This is a genomic window from Rhodoferax sp., from assembly GCF_028689295.1.
Classification (GTDB): domain Bacteria; phylum Pseudomonadota; class Gammaproteobacteria; order Burkholderiales; family Burkholderiaceae_C; genus Rhodoferax.
In genome coordinates, this window is record NZ_JAQTWL010000017.1 from 20,112 (window position 1) to 35,751 (window position 15,640).

The window sequence follows — 15,640 nt, forward strand, 5'->3', positions numbered from 1 at the left end:
ACTCTAAAGTGTTGGGGACAGAGCTGGCTCTGCTTCGCAGTAGCTGCGGTCTTTCCCGCAAGTTACAGGAGTGGGTACATGCGACCCGGATTCAGGATGCCCGCCGGGTCGAATTCGGCTTTGAGGCGGCGGTGGATTTGCTCCAGGGTGGGTTGTAACGGGCTGAAGCGGTTATTGACCCCCGTGCTGCCGCAGGCCATGAAAACGCTGGCCGAACCGCCTGCCGCTGTGGCGGCCTGGCGCAGTTGTTCCATGGCCGACACAGGCGCGCGCAGCCAGCGCTGGCCACCATGCCACTCCACCAACTGGGGCCAGGGCAGGTCGAGCGCCGGGGCGGTTTGCGGCACGCTCAAACGCCATAGGGCAAGCGGCTCGGGGGCATTGGCGGGCGCAGTGAAGAAGGGCAGTTTCAGGTCGCGGCAAGCGGTCCAGTCGGGTCCGGCTTGGGCGATGTCCATGCGATGTCCTGGCACGTCCTTGAGCAATTTGGTGCAGGCTGACTCGACGGCGGCCACGGCGCCACGCAATCGCAGAAACAGCAGTTCGGGGGCGTTGGCGGCGGTGTCATCGTGCACCCAGCAGCTGGCGTTGAGCGGCAGCGGTTGCGCACCCCAGCGCTGCAGTTGCGCCAGCGCGCTGGCCTGGTCGAGTTCGAACACCAGCGTAGCCTCGGCTGGCGCGACCGGCAGCACCTTGAGCGAAATCTCGGTGAGTAGCCCGAGCGTGCCCAGGGCACCCACCATGAGGCGCGACACGTCATAACCGGCCACGTTTTTCATGACCTGGCCGCCAAAAGTGAGGTGCTCACCGAGGCCGTTGACGAGTTGCACGCCCAGCACGTAGTCGCGCACGCCGCCGACGCTGGCACGCGCCGGGCCGCTCAAGCCGGCGGCCACCATGCCGCCGCAGGTGCCGTTGGCAGGGCCAAAGCGGGGTGGCTCAAACGCCAGGCATTGGCCTTTCTCAGTCAAGGCGGCTTCGAGTTCGGCCAAGGGCGTGCCGGCGCGCATCGTGACCACCAGTTCGCTGGGCTCGTAGCTGACGATGCCACGGTAGGGGGTGGTGTCGAGCAGCTCGCCTTGCAGCGTTTCGCCATAAAAGTCTTTGCTGCCACCGCCGCGAATGCGCAACGGCGTGCGTTGCGCCGCAGCGGTCTGGATGTGATCAATAAGGCGGTGCAGGGCGATGTCCATGGGCATTCACAGGTGAAACGGTGACCCCGATGTTAGAGCACAAGCCGACAGTGATGGATTGAATTTTTCGAACGCTTTTTGTTCGAAAAATTGTGCAGACGCGCTGCCTAGGGCCTTCCGCGCTGCGCCAGATAGGCCAGCAGGGTGTCGCGCCAGCGGCGCGCCAGACCGGCCGATTTCCACAGCCACCAGAGCTTGCCGGTCCAGACCAGCGCGCGTCCCGGTTTGAGTACCATCAGCAGCACCAGCACGGCGGCGGGCCAAATCGGGTTTTGATACAGCCACAGCAGAGCCGACTTGACCTGGTCAGCCACGGCCGCAGGGCCTTGCAGGCGTTGCAAGTCTGCGCGGAGTTGCAGGCGCAACTCGGTGCTGCGAATCAGCAGGCTCTGCTGGCGCAGTTGCAACTCATTGAGGTTCATGGGGTGTCGCGGCCGTGAAGCTGTCGCGGTCGCGTTCAAGTTCGGCCAAGCTCACGCTGAACAGGTTGGACCCAGCGCTCAACTGGCGCTGTGCGGCTTTGAGCATAAGCCATCCGCCAGCCAAAAAGAGCAAAGCCAGCACGCCCACGGCAGCCAGCCGGTAACCATCCCACAGCAACAAAATGACAAAGCCGCAGAACAACACGGCAGCCACGGTCAGGCTCAGGAGCGCGCAAGCCCCCCAAAACAGCCCGACGGCCAGGCGCTGCTTTTCCAGCCCAAGTTCGGTGCCCAGCAAGGCCAGTCGAAGCCTCAGCAGCTCGATGACTGTACCCAAGGATTGCTGCAACTGGCCAAACAGACCGGAGTTGGCGCCTGCCATTGGGTTAGCGGCGGCTGATCAGCAGCCCGACCACCAAGCCCATGCCTGCCGCGATACCGATGGATTTCCATGGGTTTTCATGGACAAACACGTCAGTGGCATGGCCTGCGGCCTTGGCCTTTTCTACCGTAGCCTGTTGCAGGTGGACCAACTCGACCTTGGCCTTGCTCATGCGATCACGAACTCGTTCACGCAGTTGGGCGGTGCTTTCACCGGCTTGGTTGGCGGTGAGTTTCAGCATTTCTTCAGCATCGGCAATGCTTTGATGCAGATCGTCCATGAGTTTGTCTTTGGTGTGTTGAAGGGCGTCTGTCATGATAAATCTCCTGAGAGGTTAAAACTGGAAGTTTCAGTTTAGTCCTGGCCGGGGCTGAATGCACGCCATTCAGCTCAATTAGATGCGCCGGACTTGAGAAATATCATGGCAGTCAGTCCGCAAAAAAGTTGACCGGCAAGCCAGCCACCTCGACCCGCATCGACAGCACCTGGCCCGAGTGCGGAAAAGCCGCCAGTTCTGCATCGCTGCGGTGGTGCCGGGCGCTGGTGATGTACAGGGTTTTGAGGTCTTCGCCGCCAAAACAGGGCATGGTGGGGCATTGCAGTGGCACGGCAAATTCGGCCAGCAGACTGCCATCGGGTGCGAACTGGCACACCCGGCGGCCCTCGAACATGGCCACCCAGTAGTTGCCCTGCACATCGACAGCCGCGCCGTCCGGGCGACCCCGGTAGCCGCCGTTGTTCACGTCGGCCGGGTCGGGTTGCCAGCCGTCTGGTTTTCCCAAGAAGCTGGCAAAAGCACGTCGCCCGCTCATTGTGTTGGTGGCCAACTCATGGTTCCAGGCCCACACGGTGTGGCTGGGCGTGTCGGCCCAGTACAAGGTGCGCTGGTCGGGGCTCCAGGCCAGGCCATTGGCGGTGGTGGCAGGCAGGTCGGCCGGGCTGACCATGCAGCGCACTTGCGGCGCTCCGGTTTGCGCCATGTCGAGGGCGTCAATGCAATAAAGTGCCGCGTTCTTTTTGCTGCGCGTTTCGTCGATGGTGCCTACCCAGAAACGCCCCAGCGAGTCGCACTTGCCATCGTTGGCACGCGTGTGCGCGGGGTCATAGTCCAGCGTGGCCAGATGCTGCAACGGCCCCCCCCACGTTGGCGCACGAAAAATGCCGTTGCGTAGCGCCATCACCAGGCCGCCGCTGGCGGCTGGCGCGATGCAACCGGGTTCGCTGGGCGTATCCCAGGTTTCCACCGTGCCCATGTAGATGTTTGCGCGCAGAATCTGTTTGCCCGCAATGTCCACCCAGTAAAGCATCTGTTCATGTGGGTGCCAGAACGGCGATTCACCCAGAGCAGTTAGGTGATCGGTGACGGGTTGCCAGGCTTCTGGCCTGGTGCTTGGGATGTGGGTCATGGGTCGGATCTCATGGGCGACTATTGTGAATTGAAATACTATGTGTGCCGCGCTGGAGCGAATTTTCAGCGAGGACAGCGCATTGACGAGCAGTTGGCAGATGAAGCAAGTGGCAAGATAGCAAGCGTCGCAAATTTAATCAACAAATATGGATCGCAGAATTAATCATGGGAATTCAAGACAGGGATTGGTATCACGAAGCTCAGCGTGAGCGGGAAAAGCAGCGCCAGATTGAAGAAACGCGCGGCAGATTTTCCGCGTTTTCGCGCAAGCATCTGGCTGTGAAAGCCTTGTCGCCGACAAAGACCGGCCTCATCCCGATGATGATCTTTTGGTGTGTTGTCATGGGGCTTCTGTACATGTTGATGACGCACTACCTCAAGCCCAAACAAGCCAGGGTGTTGGCAAATGGTGATCTGGTGATCAATCGGTCGCAGGATGGCCATTTTTACACCACAGGCGCCATTAACGGAAGAGAGGCCAGATTCATGGTCGATACCGGCGCATCCCTGGTGAGCGTGAGTGAAAAATTCGCCCAGAAAGCATTCATTCGCGGCGGCGTGCCCACCATGTTCCATACGGCCAATGGCGATCGCCCCGGGCGCGTTGTTGAGGGCCTGGGTGTGTCTATCGGACCGGTGAGCGTCAGCAACGTCAAAGTGGGCGTGGGCCTGAATCTTGGTGATGAAAACGAGGCTCTATTGGGCCAGTCGTTCCTGTCGAAATTCGACATCACAATGGTCAAAAATCAGATGGTGCTGCGGTCGCGGTAGCTGAGCGGGAAATCAAAAAAACCCACCACAGCCGAAGCTGGGTGGGTTTCAAACCTCAAGGAAATACTGATTTTCTGGCTGCAGGCCCTTGATGCCTGCGGCCCCCTCTCTGATTACCGGCTGTAAGCCGTTTCGCCGTGCGACGTGACATCCAGACCTTCGCGCTCATGCTCTTCGGAGACACGCAGACCAATCGTCAGGTCAACAATCTTGAAGGCAATGAACGACACCACGCCCGACCAGATGATGGTGGTGAGCACGGCTTTGGTTTGAATCCAGACTTGCGAAGCAATGGAGTAGTCGGCCGATGTCACCATCGACGCTGTGACCCAGTCAGCCACGTAGCCAGGGCCACCCAGCGCCGGGCTGTTGAACACGCCGGTCAGGATGGCACCCAGAATGCCGCAGACACCGTGCACGCCGAACACGTCGAGCGAGTCGTCAGCACCCAGCAGTTTTTTCAGGCCATTCACGCCCCACAAGCCGGCAAAGCCAGACAGGAAACCAATGATCAGCGCACCGCCGATGCCCACGTTGCCAGCGGCCGGGGTGATGGCGACCAAGCCCGCCACGCAACCGGAGGCAGCACCCAGCATGGACGCCTTGCCACGCATCAGTGTTTCACCGACACACCAGGCCAACACCGCAGCCGCAGTCGCGCCAAAGGTGTTGATGAAGGCCAGAGCCGCAAAACCGTTGGCTTCCAGCGCCGAGCCAGCATTGAAACCAAACCAGCCTACCCACAGCAGCGATGCACCGACCATCGTCAATGTCAGGCTGTGAGGCGCCATGGATTCCTTGCCGTAGCCGATGCGCTTGCCCACCATGTAGGCGCCGATCAGGCCCGCCACGGCGGCGTTGATGTGCACCACGGTACCGCCGGCAAAATCGAGCGCACCCGATTGCCAGAGGTAACCGGCCTTGGCGTTCATGGCATCGACCACGTCTTTGGCGCCGTAGGCATCCGGGCCCATCCAGAACCACACCATGTGGGCAATCGGGGCGTAGCTGAAGGTGAACCACAGCGCCATGAACATCAGCACCGCAGAGAACTTCATGCGTTCGGCAAAGGCGCCCACGATCAGCGCGCCGGTGATGCCGGCAAACGTGGCCTGGAAGGCGGCGAACACGATTTCGGGGATGACCACGCCCTTGCTGAAGGTGGCGCCGTTGGCAAAGGTGCCGGCAACGTTGTCCCAGACACCGGCCATGAACAGCCGGTCGAAGCCGCCAAAGAACGCGTTGCCCTCGGTGAACGCCAGGCTGTAGCCGTAGATGAACCACAGCACCACGATCATTGAGAAGGTGACCATCACCTGCATCAGCACCGACAGCATGTTCTTGCTGCGCACCAGGCCGCCATAGAACAGCGCCAGGCCGGGCACGGTCATCAAAATCACCAACAGGGTGGAGACCATCATCCACGCAGTATCGCCCTTGTTCGGGACAGGTGCCGGTGCCGCCTCGGCAGCGGCTGGTGCGGCGGGCGCAGCCGCCGGTGCGGCAGCGGGGGCTTCAGCCGGTTTGGCCTCGGCCATGGCCGCCACGGGGGCAGCATCAGACGCGGCTGGCGCCGCGGGGGTTTGGGCGATGGCGGTGCCGCCAAGCAACAGACTCAAACCCAGGGTGAGGGAGGCAAGTAGTTTTTTCATGTTGGTGATCTCATGTCTGGTTTGTTGGTTAGAGCGCTTCCACGCCGGTTTCACCGGTACGAATGCGGATGACCTGCTCGATGGGGCTGACAAAAATCTTGCCGTCGCCGATCTTGCCGGTGCGGGCAGCGCCTTCGATGGTTTCGATCACACTCTCAACCAGCTCGTCGGCCACGGCGGCTTCCACTTTGACTTTGGGCAAAAAGTCAACCACATATTCGGCGCCACGGTAGAGCTCGGTGTGGCCTTTTTGACGACCGAAGCCCTTGACTTCGGTCACGGTGATTCCCTGCACGCCGATGCCGGAGAGCGCTTCGCGCACCTCATCGAGCTTGAAGGGTTTGATGATGGCGGTAACAAGTTTCATGCAGACTCCTTGGATAGGTAAACGTCATTGATGCCGGATGATTGAAGTTTCATAAGCTCTCCAACGGTTAAATGGACAGGCTGGTTAAGCAGGGTTCGTGCCAGATATTTCCGCTCCAAATGATGCAAGACGGTTGTTATTGCGAGTCGCGCAGCGGCGTGGTAATCCATGCAGCTTGGAGGCATGGATTGCTTCACTGCGCTTGCAATGACGATGTTCTTTGATGTGAACAAGGCTGGTGCGCTAAGATGTTCATGAAATAAAACAGCACGCACCATAAGAGTGCATATTTGTTTGTCTGTTGGCGGCAAACGCACTTTTTAAAGCGGAGTATCTCGATGAGTTTGTCTTTGGTGCAAAGCCGGGCCCTGCTGGGGCTGGAGGCCGCGTCCGTCACGGTCGAGGTCCATCTGGCCAACGGCTTGCCCAGTTTCACGCTGGTTGGGCTGGCCGATGTGGAGGTCAAGGAAGCGCGCGAACGGGTGCGCTCGGCGCTGCAAAACTCGGGCCTGGAATTTCCCAGCAACAAAAAAATCACTGTCAATCTGGCGCCGGCCGACCTGCCCAAGGACTCCGGCCGCTTCGACCTGCCGATCGCCCTGGGCATCCTGGCGGCCAGCGGCCAGATCGATGCCGCCCGCCTGGCCGGTTATGAATTTGCCGGTGAATTGTCGCTCTCGGGCGAATTGCGCGCGGTGCGCGGTGCCCTGGCGATGAGCCTGGCACTGCACGCCAGCCATGTCGTGACCCAGCTGGTGTTGCCCCCCGGCAGTGCCGAAGAAGCCGCGCTGGTGCCCGACGCGCAGGTCTATCGGGCGCAGCACCTGCTCGATGTGGTGCAACATTTCCTGCCGCAAGCGGCCGACGCGCCTGCCATTGAGCCCGCCAGCGGCTGGAGCCGCATCAGCGCGTTGACGCAAATGCAACAAGCGCACTACCCCGACATGGCCGATGTGAAAGGCCAACCGGCTGCCAAACGGGCGCTCGAGATCGCCGCCGCCGGTGGCCACAGCCTGTTGCTGATGGGGCCGCCGGGGGCCGGCAAGTCGATGCTGGCGCAGCGCTTTGCCGGTCTGTTGCCGCCCATGACCACCGACGAGGCGCTGGAAAGCGCGGCCATTGCCAGCCTGGGCGGACGCTTTGTGCTGGCGCAATGGGCGCAACGCCCCACCTGCCACCCGCATCACACGGCAAGTGCGGTGGCGCTGGTGGGCGGTGGCTCGCCACCGCGCCCGGGCGAGATCTCGCTGGCGCACCATGGTGTGCTGTTCCTCGACGAGTTTCCCGAGTTTTCGCGCGCCGCGCTGGAAGCCTTGCGCGAGCCGCTGGAGACCGGGCGCATCACCATCTCGCGGGCGGCGCGACGCGCCGACTTCCCGGCCCAGTTTCAGCTGATTGCGGCCATGAATCCCTGCCCGTGCGGTTATTTGGGGTCATCGCAAAAGAGCTGCCGCTGCACACCCGATCAGGTGGCGCGCTACCAGGCCAAGCTCAGTGGGCCGCTGGTGGACCGCATCGACCTGCATGTGGAAGTGCCCGCTGTCGCCAGTGCCGACCTGCTGCAGGCGCCCGCGGGCGAATCCAGCGCCGACATCCGCGCGCGCTGCACTGCGGCACGCAAGCGCGCTGTGGCAAGGCAAGGCGTGGCCAACCAGGCGCTGCAAGGGCGGGAACTCGACACGCACTTGTTGCTGGACGAGGCGGCGGCCAAGTTTTTGAATGTGGCCGCCACCCGCCTGGGCTGGTCGGCGCGCAGCACCCACCGCGCGCTCAAAGTGGCGCGCACCATTGCCGACCTGGCAGGCGCCCGCAGTACCCAGGTCAGCCATGTGGCCGAAGCCATGCAGTACCGGCGGGCGTTGCGCACCAGCTAGCACCAAAGAGCATCGTCATGGCGAATGAGGTGAAGCAATCCATGCCGTCCAATCGTTTTGATGCCGCCTTTGTGTTGCGCCTGTCACTGGCGCAACTTATCAGCTGGGGCAGCGTTTTTTATCTGTTTTCCTTGCTCATCGATCCGCTGGAACGCGACCTGGGACTGAGCCGCGCGCAAGTGTCGCTCGCGTTCAGCCTGGGTCTGCTGGCCGAAGGCTTGTTGGCCTATCCGGTGGGGCGCTGGATCGACCGCGGTCACGAGCGGGCGGTGATGACGGCTGGCTCGGTGCTGGCCGGGACGTGCCTGCTGCTGCACAGCGTGGTCACCAGCCAGACCGGTCTGTATGTTGTCTGGGCGGGCTTGGGCACGGCCATGGCGGCGGTGCTGTATGCGCCGGCTTTTGCCCTGGTGACGCGACGCTTTCCGCACGACTTTCGCCGCGCCATCATCACGCTGACTTTTTTGGGCGGCCTGGCCAGCACGGTGTTTATTCCGCTCACGGCCGCTCTGATGAACGCCTTGGGCTGGCGCGCTGCCCTGGTCGTGCTGGCACTGCTGCACCTGCTGCTGTGTGCGCCGCTGCACTGGTTCACCTTGCAGGGTGCGCCGCAGCGTCAGCGGCGGGTCGCAGGCAGGGAGGCCAGCCGCGATGCGGGCCTGCGACCTTTGCTGCGCAGCGCGCCTTTCGTGCTGATCGGTGTTTTCACCGTGCTGATGATGTCGGTCACCGTCGCCATTCCGGCCCACATGGTGAGTCTGCTGCGTGAAAACGGCTTGCCCGAGCTCTGGGTGATTGCGCTGCCGGCCGCCATTGGCGCGGTGCAGGTGGTGGGGCGTTTGCTGCTGTATTTTTTTGAGCACCATGCCGATCTGCACCGGGTGAACCTGCTGGTGCCGCTGCTGATCCCGCTGGCGGTGGGGGTGCTGCTGCTGGCACCCTTGACGGGTTCATGGCAGGTGGCGGTGGTTGGCCTGTTTGTGCTGCTCTACGGCCTGGGCAATGGCATGCTCACGATTGTCAAGGGCACGGCGATTGCGCAGTATGTGAGCCGTGACCACGTGGCCACGCTCAACGGTGCCCTGGGTGTGCCGCTGGCGCTGGCACGCGCTGCGGCACCGCTGATGCTGGGCGTGGTGTGGTCGCCGCAGGCGGGCTACAGCCACGGCTTGTGGCTGCTGCTGGGCCTGAGCGTGCTGGGCGTGGGCGCACTGATGCTGGCGCAGCGCCGGAGTCTGCGCCAGACCGGCCTGAAGTCGTCAGGAGCCGGCGGCCCGGGTTGATCCAGCCCGGCGTTGCACGGGCAGGGATTACAAATTAGGCGCCAGCAGGCGCTGCAGTTCACGCTCGTTCATGCCGCGTCGTGCGGCCAGGTCCTTGAGCTGGTCGTCGCCAATCTTTCCCACGTTGAAGTACACACTGTCGGGGTGACCAAGGTAGAAGCCACTGACGCTCGCCGCCGGATTCATGGCCAGGCTATCGGTCAGCGTCATGCCGATGTCGGCACATTGCAGCAGCGCGAACATGTCTTTCTTGACGCTGTGGTCGGGGCAGGCCGGGTAGCCCGGCGCCGGGCGGATGCCCCGGTACTTTTCGGCAATCAAGTCGGCCGCTCCCAACGGTTCATTGGGCGCATAACCCCACAGGTCGGTGCGCACTTTTTTGTGCAGGCACTCGGCAAAGGCCTCGGCCAGCCGATCCGCCAGTGATTTGAGCAGGATGGCGCTGTAGTCGTCATGGGCGGCCAAAAACTGCGCTTCCTTCTTGTCGATGCCAAGGCCTGCGGTGACGGCAAAGACGCCGACGTAATCTTTGATGCCCACGTCATCGCGAGGCCACAGGCCGTGGCGATCCATGACTGCGGACGGCAGGGATCGCCGCGCTTCACTCGCAACGACGGTTCGTGGCGCGACAAAATCTGCCAGGCAGCGGCTGGGTCGCATGACGCCGTCGATTTCTTCCTTGGCGGCTTGCTGGCGCAGGCCGTACCAGGTCATGGCCACGGTGCTGCGACTCTCGTCGGTGTAAAGCTCGATGTCATCGTCGTTCACACTGTTGGCGGGGTAAAGCCCGACGATGGCATTGGCGCTGAGCCAGCGGCCTTCGATGATCTTTTTCAGCATGGTCTGGCCATCGGCAAAGATTTTTTTGGCCTCGACGCCGACCACCTCGTCTTCCAGAATGGCGGGAAACGGCCCGGCCAGGTCCCAGGTCTGGAAGAACGGGCCCCAGTCGATGTACTGTGCAATCTCGCTCAGGTCGAAGTTCCTGAAGACACGCTTGCCGATGAACTTCGGCGTGGTCGGCCGGTAACTGGTCCAGTCAATGGGTGTCTTGTTGGCGCGGGCCTTGGCCAGCGGCCACAGCGGTGTGACCTTCTTGTTGGCGTGTTGCTGGCGCACGCGCTCGTAGTCGGCGTCGAGTTCCAGCACAAACGCGCCGACGCCGTCGCCGAGCAGATTTTGCGCCACGCCCACGCTGCGCGAAGCGTCGGGCACATAGACCACCGGGCCGTCGTAATGCGGCGAAATCTTGACCGCAGTGTGCACCCGGCTGGTGGTGGCGCCGCCGATCAGCAGCGGGATTTTTTTGATGCGGAAGTAGTCGTCCTTTTGCATCTCGCCGGCCACATAGGCCATTTCTTCCAGGCTGGGCGTGATCAGGCCCGACAGGCCGATGATGTCGGCGCGCTCGGCCTTGGCGCGCGCCAGAATCTCGTGACACGGCACCATCACGCCCATGTTGACCACGTCGAAGTTGTTGCACTGCAGCACCACGGTGACGATGTTCTTGCCGATGTCATGCACGTCGCCCTTGACCGTGGCGATGATGATCTTGCCCTTGGTCTGCACGTCGCGGCCGGCCGCTTCGTCGCGCAGTTTTTCTTCTTCGATGTATGGGATCAGATGCGCCACTGCCTGCTTCATGACGCGCGCGCTTTTCACCACCTGCGGCAAAAACATCTTGCCTTGGCCGAACAGGTCGCCGACGATGCTCATGCCGGCCATCAGCGGCCCTTCGATCACATGCAGCGGGCGCCCGCCCCGGGCGATGATGGCTTGGTAAGCCTCCTCGGTGTCGGTCACGATGAAATCGGTGATGCCGTGCACCATGGCGTGGCTCAGGCGCTGCTCCACGCTCACGGGCTGCTCGGGTGTGCCGCGCCATTCGAGCTTTTTCGACTCATCTTTCGCGCCGCTTTTGGCGGTTTCGGCAATCTCGACCAGCCGTTCACCGGCATCCGGGCGGCGGTTCAGCACTACGTCTTCGACACGCTCGCGCAGCTCGGGCTCCAGGTCGTCATAGACGCCGACCATGCCGGCGTTGACGATGCCCATGTCCATGCCGGCCTTGATGGCGTGGTACAAAAAGACGGTGTGGATCGCTTCGCGCACCGGGTCGTTGCCGCGGAAGCTGAACGAGACATTGGACACACCGCCGCTGACCTTGGCGCCCGGCAGGTGCTGTTTGATCCAGCGCGTGGCGTTGATGAAATCCACCGCGTAGTTGTTGTGCTCTTCGATGCCGGTGGCAATGGCGAAGATGTTGGGGTCGAAGATGATGTCTTCCGGCGGGAAGTCGACTTCGTCGACCAGGATGCGGTAGGCGCGTTCGCAGATCCCGATCTTGCGCCCGTAGGTGTCGGCCTGGCCCTGCTCGTCGAACGCCATCACCACGGCAGCGGCACCGTAGCGGCGCAGCAATTTGGCCTGCCGCTTGAACGCGTCCACGCCTTCCTTCATGCTGATCGAGTTGACCACCGCCTTGCCCTGCACGCAGCGCAAGCCGGCCTCGATCACGCTCCACTTGCTCGAATCAATCATCACCGGCACACGCGAGATGTCGGGCTCGGAGGCAATCAGGTTCAAGAAGCGCACCATGGCGGCCTGGCTGTCGAGCATGGCCTCGTCCATGTTGATGTCGATGATCTGGGCGCCGTTTTCGACCTGCTGGCGCGCCACGCTTAAGCCCTGGTCAAAGTCGCCGTTGAGGATCATGCGTGCGAAAGCCTTCGAGCCGGTCACATTGGTGCGCTCGCCGATGTTGACAAAAGTCGCCGTCTGAGCCGTTTGAGGGCTTGGGGCAGACGCGTCGGCAAGCGGCGCAACGCCAATCGTCAACGGCTCCAGGCCGGACAACTTCATGGGGGGAACAAGGGTTTCAGACATGCAACTCACCTGTGGATTTCAATTGTGGCAGGTGAGCGTCGTTGGGATGACTCCAAGCCTGACGGGCCGTGTGGTCCGCTGCAACGCTCCTTGGAAGTCCGTGATTTTAAGGGCTGTTCGTGCTGCTCGTTATCGGCTTGCGCAGAGCCAACACGAGTTGGCTGACCACGGTCATACGAAGTTAAAAAGCGCCCATGCAGGCGCTTTTTTGCTTGGGGTATGGAAGGCTTACTTGGTGACCACGCGCACCATTTCCAGGCACTTGTTGGAGTAGCCCCACTCGTTGTCATACCAGCTCACCAGCTTGACGAAAGTGCCGTCCAGCGCAATGCTGGCGTCGGCGTCGAACACACTGGTGCGGGTCTCGCCACGGAAGTCGGTGGCCACCACTTTTTGGTCGGTGTAACCCAGCACGCCTTTCATGGCGCCTTCGGATTGCGCCTTGATCTCGGCGCAGATTTCGGCCATGGTGGCGCTGGTGTTGAGTTCGCAAGTCAGGTCAACCACCGACACGTCGCTGGTCGGCACGCGAAACGACATGCCTGTGAGCTTTTTGTTCAGCTCGGGGATCACCACGCCAACCGCCTTGGCAGCACCAGTGCTGCTGGGGATGATGTTTTCCAGAATGCCGCGGCCGCCGCGCCAGTCCTTGTTGCTCGGGCCATCCACGGTTTTTTGCGTGGCGGTAGCCGCGTGCACCGTGGTCATCAAGCCGCGTTTGATGCCGAACTTGTCGTTGATCACCTTGGCCAGCGGCGCCAGGCAATTGGTGGTGCAGGATGCATTGGAAATGACGGCCTGGCCGGCATAGGTTTTGTCGTTCACGCCAAACACAAACATCGGGGTGTCGTCCTTGGAAGGCGCGGACAGGATGACTTTTTTGGCGCCAGCGTCGAGGTGCTTCTGGGCACCGGCCTTGTCGAGGAAGATGCCAGTGGATTCGATCACCACATCGGCGCCGACCTCGTTCCACTTCAGGTTGGCCGGGTCGCGCTCTTGCGTCAGGCGGATCTTTTTGCCGTTGACCACCAGCGTGTTGCCTTCGACCGAGACCTCGCCCTTGAAGCGGCCATGGACGCTGTCGAATTGCAGCATGTAGGCCAGGTAGTCAGGCTCCAGCAGGTCGTTGATGGCAACAACTTCAATGTCGCTGAAATTCTGTAGGGCAGAGCGCAACACGTTGCGGCCGATGCGGCCGAAGCCGTTGATACCAATCTTGATTGTCATGATTCTTTCCTCGGGTTGAAACAAAAAAACTTACCTCGTTATTTTCGCAGCACTTTTTCCACCGTGTCCGCGACGTTTTCCGGTGTGAAGCCAAAGTGCTTGAACAGCACTGGCGCCGGCGCGGACTCGCCGAAGCTGTCGATGCCGACCACCGCCGCACAGCCGTATTGCCACCAGCCGCCACTGACGCCCATTTCGACCGCAATGCGCGGCACGCCCTTGGGTAGCACTGCCGTCTTGTAGGCAGCATCCTGCTGGTCGAACGTGGTGGTGCTGGGCATGGAAACCACGCGCACGGCAATTTTGCGGGTCGCCAGCAGTTCTTGTGCTTTGAGTGCCAAAGGCACCTCGGAGCCGGTGGCGATGATGACGGCCTGCGCTTTTTTCTTCAGGCCCACCTCGGTCGGTTCGGCCAGCACGTAAGCACCTTTGCTGATATCGCCCAGGCTGGACTTGGGGGCGTAGATAATGTTCTGGCGGCTCAGCAGCAGGGCCGTGGGCTTGGCTTTGTTTTGCAGCGCCACGGCCCAGGCCACGGCCGTCTCAGCCGTGTCACCGGGGCGCCAGACGTCCAGATTCGGGATCAGGCGCAGGCTGGCCGCATGTTCGATCGACTGGTGCGTGGGGCCGTCTTCGCCCAGACCGATGCTGTCGTGCGTGAACACATGCACCACGCGCAGCTTCATCAGCGCGGCCATGCGGATGGCATTGCGGCTGTAGTCGCTGAACGTGAGGAAGGTGCCGCCATAGGGGATGAAGCCACCATGCAGCGCCACACCGTTCATGATGGCGGCCATGCCGAATTCGCGCACGCCGTAGCTGATGTGTCGGCCACCGTTGCCGATGCCGCTCAGGGAATCAAAGCGCAGGCTGGGCGTGCTCTTGGTGTTGGTCAGGTTGGAACCGGTCAGGTCGGCCGAGCCACCGAGCATTTCGGGCAGCGCGGCAGTGAACGCTTCGAGCGCGAGCTGGCTGGCCTTGCGGCTGGCCACGGTCTCGGCCTTGGTGTGCGCGGCCACCGCAGTGTCCACCGCCACCTGGGCAAAGTTCTTGGGCAGCTCGCCCTTCATGCGGCGCACCAGTTCTTTGGCAAGCGCCGGGTGGGCTTTCTTGTAGGCGGCGAATTTGTCGTTCCAGGATTTTTCTGCGACGCTGCCTGCGGCTTTGGCATCCCAGGCGGCGTAGATGGCTTTGGGAACCACAAACGGCGCAGACGTCCAGCCGATGGCGGTACGCGTGAGTTTGATTTCTTCCGCGCCCAGCGGCTCGCCGTGGGCTTTGGCGGTGCCGGCGCGATTCGGCGAGCCCGCACCAATGGCGGTCTTGCAGATGATCAGCGTCGGCTTGTCGGCAGATTTTTTGGCCTCGGCAATGGTCTCGGCGACCAGCGCGGCATTTTGCCCGTCGATGGGGCCGAGCACGTTCCAGCCGTAAGCCACAAAACGCAGCGCGGTGTTGTCGATGAACCATGGGCTGACCTGGCCGTCGATCGAGATGCCGTTGTCGTCGTAGAGGGCGATCAGCTTGTTGAGCCTCCAGGCCCCGGCCAGCGCGCAGGCCTCGTGGCTGATGCCTTCCATCAGGCAGCCGTCGCCCATGAAAGCGTAAGTGTGGTGGTTGACCACGTCCAGGCCGTCACGGTTGAATTCCTGGGCCAACAGCTTCTCGGCCAGCGCCATGCCGACCGCGTTGGTGATGCCCTGGCCCAGCGGGCCGGTGGTGGTTTCCACACCAGGGGTCACGTCCACTTCGGGGTGGCCCGGCGTCTTGCTGTGCAATTGGCGAAACTTTTTCAGCTCAGCCATGGGCAGCTTGTAGCCGGTCAGGTGCAGCACCGAATACAGCAGCATGGAGCCGTGACCGTTGGAAAGCACAAAGCGGTCGCGGTCGAGCCACTTGGGGTTGGCCGGGTTGTGCTTGAGGTGGCTGCCCCACAGCGCCACGGCCATGTCGGCCATGCCCATGGGCGCGCCGGGGTGGCCCGAGTTGGCGGCCTGCACCGCGTCCATGCTCAGCGCGCGGATGGCGTTGGCCATGTCAGCAGGAGTCACGGCAGCGGCGCTTTGGGTTGCCGGAGGGGTTTGGGTGGTTTCAGCCATGGAGGGATGCCTTATCAGATTGAACGAAGTGGATGACTGAATTTTACGAATTCAATTGTTCCGGTTAAAAAAACAA

13 protein-coding genes and 1 riboswitch are annotated in these 15,640 nt (G+C 62.0%); of the genes, 3 read left to right on the plus strand and 10 right to left on the minus strand.

The features are described from left to right. Window positions 1–62: 62 nt before the first annotated feature. From glcE to PHF15_RS13400, 5 genes are all read right to left on the minus strand, one after another. Window positions 63–1,193 carry a glycolate oxidase subunit GlcE gene (glcE, locus tag PHF15_RS13380; protein ID WP_300121784.1) on the minus strand — a complete coding sequence of 377 codons (1,131 nt, stop codon included), beginning with the start codon at window positions 1,191–1,193 and terminating at the stop codon, window positions 63–65. 107 nt (window positions 1,194–1,300) lie between these two features. Continuing rightward, the gene (locus PHF15_RS13385; RefSeq protein ID WP_300121785.1) at window positions 1,301–1,615 is read right to left on the minus strand and encodes a YqjK family protein; all 315 of its coding nucleotides are present in this window, start codon (window positions 1,613–1,615) and stop codon (window positions 1,301–1,303) included. Continuing rightward, window positions 1,602–1,997: a phage holin family protein gene (locus tag PHF15_RS13390; protein ID WP_300121786.1), complete on the minus strand. Its 396-nt coding sequence runs from the start codon at window positions 1,995–1,997 to the stop codon at window positions 1,602–1,604. The genes PHF15_RS13385 and PHF15_RS13390 overlap by 14 nt, the downstream gene beginning before the upstream one ends. Before the next feature lie 4 nt (window positions 1,998–2,001). Then, window positions 2,002–2,313 carry a DUF883 family protein gene (locus tag PHF15_RS13395; protein ID WP_300121787.1) on the minus strand — a complete coding sequence of 104 codons (312 nt, stop codon included), beginning with the start codon at window positions 2,311–2,313 and terminating at the stop codon, window positions 2,002–2,004. A gap of 112 nt (window positions 2,314–2,425) precedes the next feature. Continuing rightward, complete coding sequence (locus PHF15_RS13400; protein ID WP_300121788.1) at window positions 2,426–3,403, minus strand: SMP-30/gluconolactonase/LRE family protein; 978 nt, start codon at window positions 3,401–3,403, stop codon at window positions 2,426–2,428. A gap of 167 nt (window positions 3,404–3,570) precedes the next feature. On the opposite strand from PHF15_RS13400, the gene PHF15_RS13405 reads away from it, so the two are divergent. Next, complete coding sequence (locus tag PHF15_RS13405; protein ID WP_300121790.1) at window positions 3,571–4,176, plus strand: retropepsin-like aspartic protease; 606 nt, start codon at window positions 3,571–3,573, stop codon at window positions 4,174–4,176. Window positions 4,177–4,289: 113 nt separating this feature from the next. Here the strand turns inward: PHF15_RS13405 and amt are convergent, their stop codons facing one another. Next, a complete protein-coding gene (gene amt / locus PHF15_RS13410; protein WP_300121792.1) occupies window positions 4,290–5,828 on the minus strand; it encodes an ammonium transporter in 1,539 nt (512 codons plus the stop codon). A gap of 28 nt (window positions 5,829–5,856) precedes the next feature. Further along, the gene (locus tag PHF15_RS13415) at window positions 5,857–6,195 is read right to left on the minus strand and encodes a P-II family nitrogen regulator (protein WP_300121795.1); all 339 of its coding nucleotides are present in this window, start codon (window positions 6,193–6,195) and stop codon (window positions 5,857–5,859) included. A gap of 338 nt (window positions 6,196–6,533) precedes the next feature. On the opposite strand from PHF15_RS13415, the gene PHF15_RS13420 reads away from it, so the two are divergent. Together PHF15_RS13420 and PHF15_RS13425 are read left to right on the plus strand one after the other, a co-directional pair. Then, on the plus strand, window positions 6,534–8,069 hold the full coding sequence (locus tag PHF15_RS13420; protein ID WP_300121797.1) for a YifB family Mg chelatase-like AAA ATPase: 1,536 nt from the start codon (window positions 6,534–6,536) through the stop codon (window positions 8,067–8,069). A 17-nt stretch (window positions 8,070–8,086) separates the two neighbouring features. Then, complete coding sequence (locus PHF15_RS13425; RefSeq protein ID WP_300121798.1) at window positions 8,087–9,352, plus strand: MFS transporter; 1,266 nt, start codon at window positions 8,087–8,089, stop codon at window positions 9,350–9,352. 27 nt (window positions 9,353–9,379) lie between these two features. Here PHF15_RS13425 and metH read toward each other — a convergent pair whose 3' ends face one another. From metH to tkt, 3 genes are all read right to left on the minus strand, one after another. After that, window positions 9,380–12,238 carry a methionine synthase gene (gene metH, locus PHF15_RS13430; protein WP_300121799.1) on the minus strand — a complete coding sequence of 953 codons (2,859 nt, stop codon included), beginning with the start codon at window positions 12,236–12,238 and terminating at the stop codon, window positions 9,380–9,382. 26 nt (window positions 12,239–12,264) lie between these two features. Then, a riboswitch (S-adenosyl-L-homocysteine riboswitch) is annotated at window positions 12,265–12,336 on the minus strand. A gap of 130 nt (window positions 12,337–12,466) precedes the next feature. After that, window positions 12,467–13,465, minus strand: coding sequence for a type I glyceraldehyde-3-phosphate dehydrogenase (gene gap, locus PHF15_RS13435; RefSeq protein ID WP_300121800.1), 999 nt, complete (start codon window positions 13,463–13,465; stop codon window positions 12,467–12,469). 38 nt (window positions 13,466–13,503) lie between these two features. After that, window positions 13,504–15,501 (minus strand): transketolase, encoded by a 1,998-nt coding sequence (tkt, locus tag PHF15_RS13440; protein ID WP_300121839.1) that lies wholly within the window; start codon window positions 15,499–15,501, stop codon window positions 13,504–13,506. Between the last annotated feature and the right edge of the window lie 139 nt (window positions 15,502–15,640).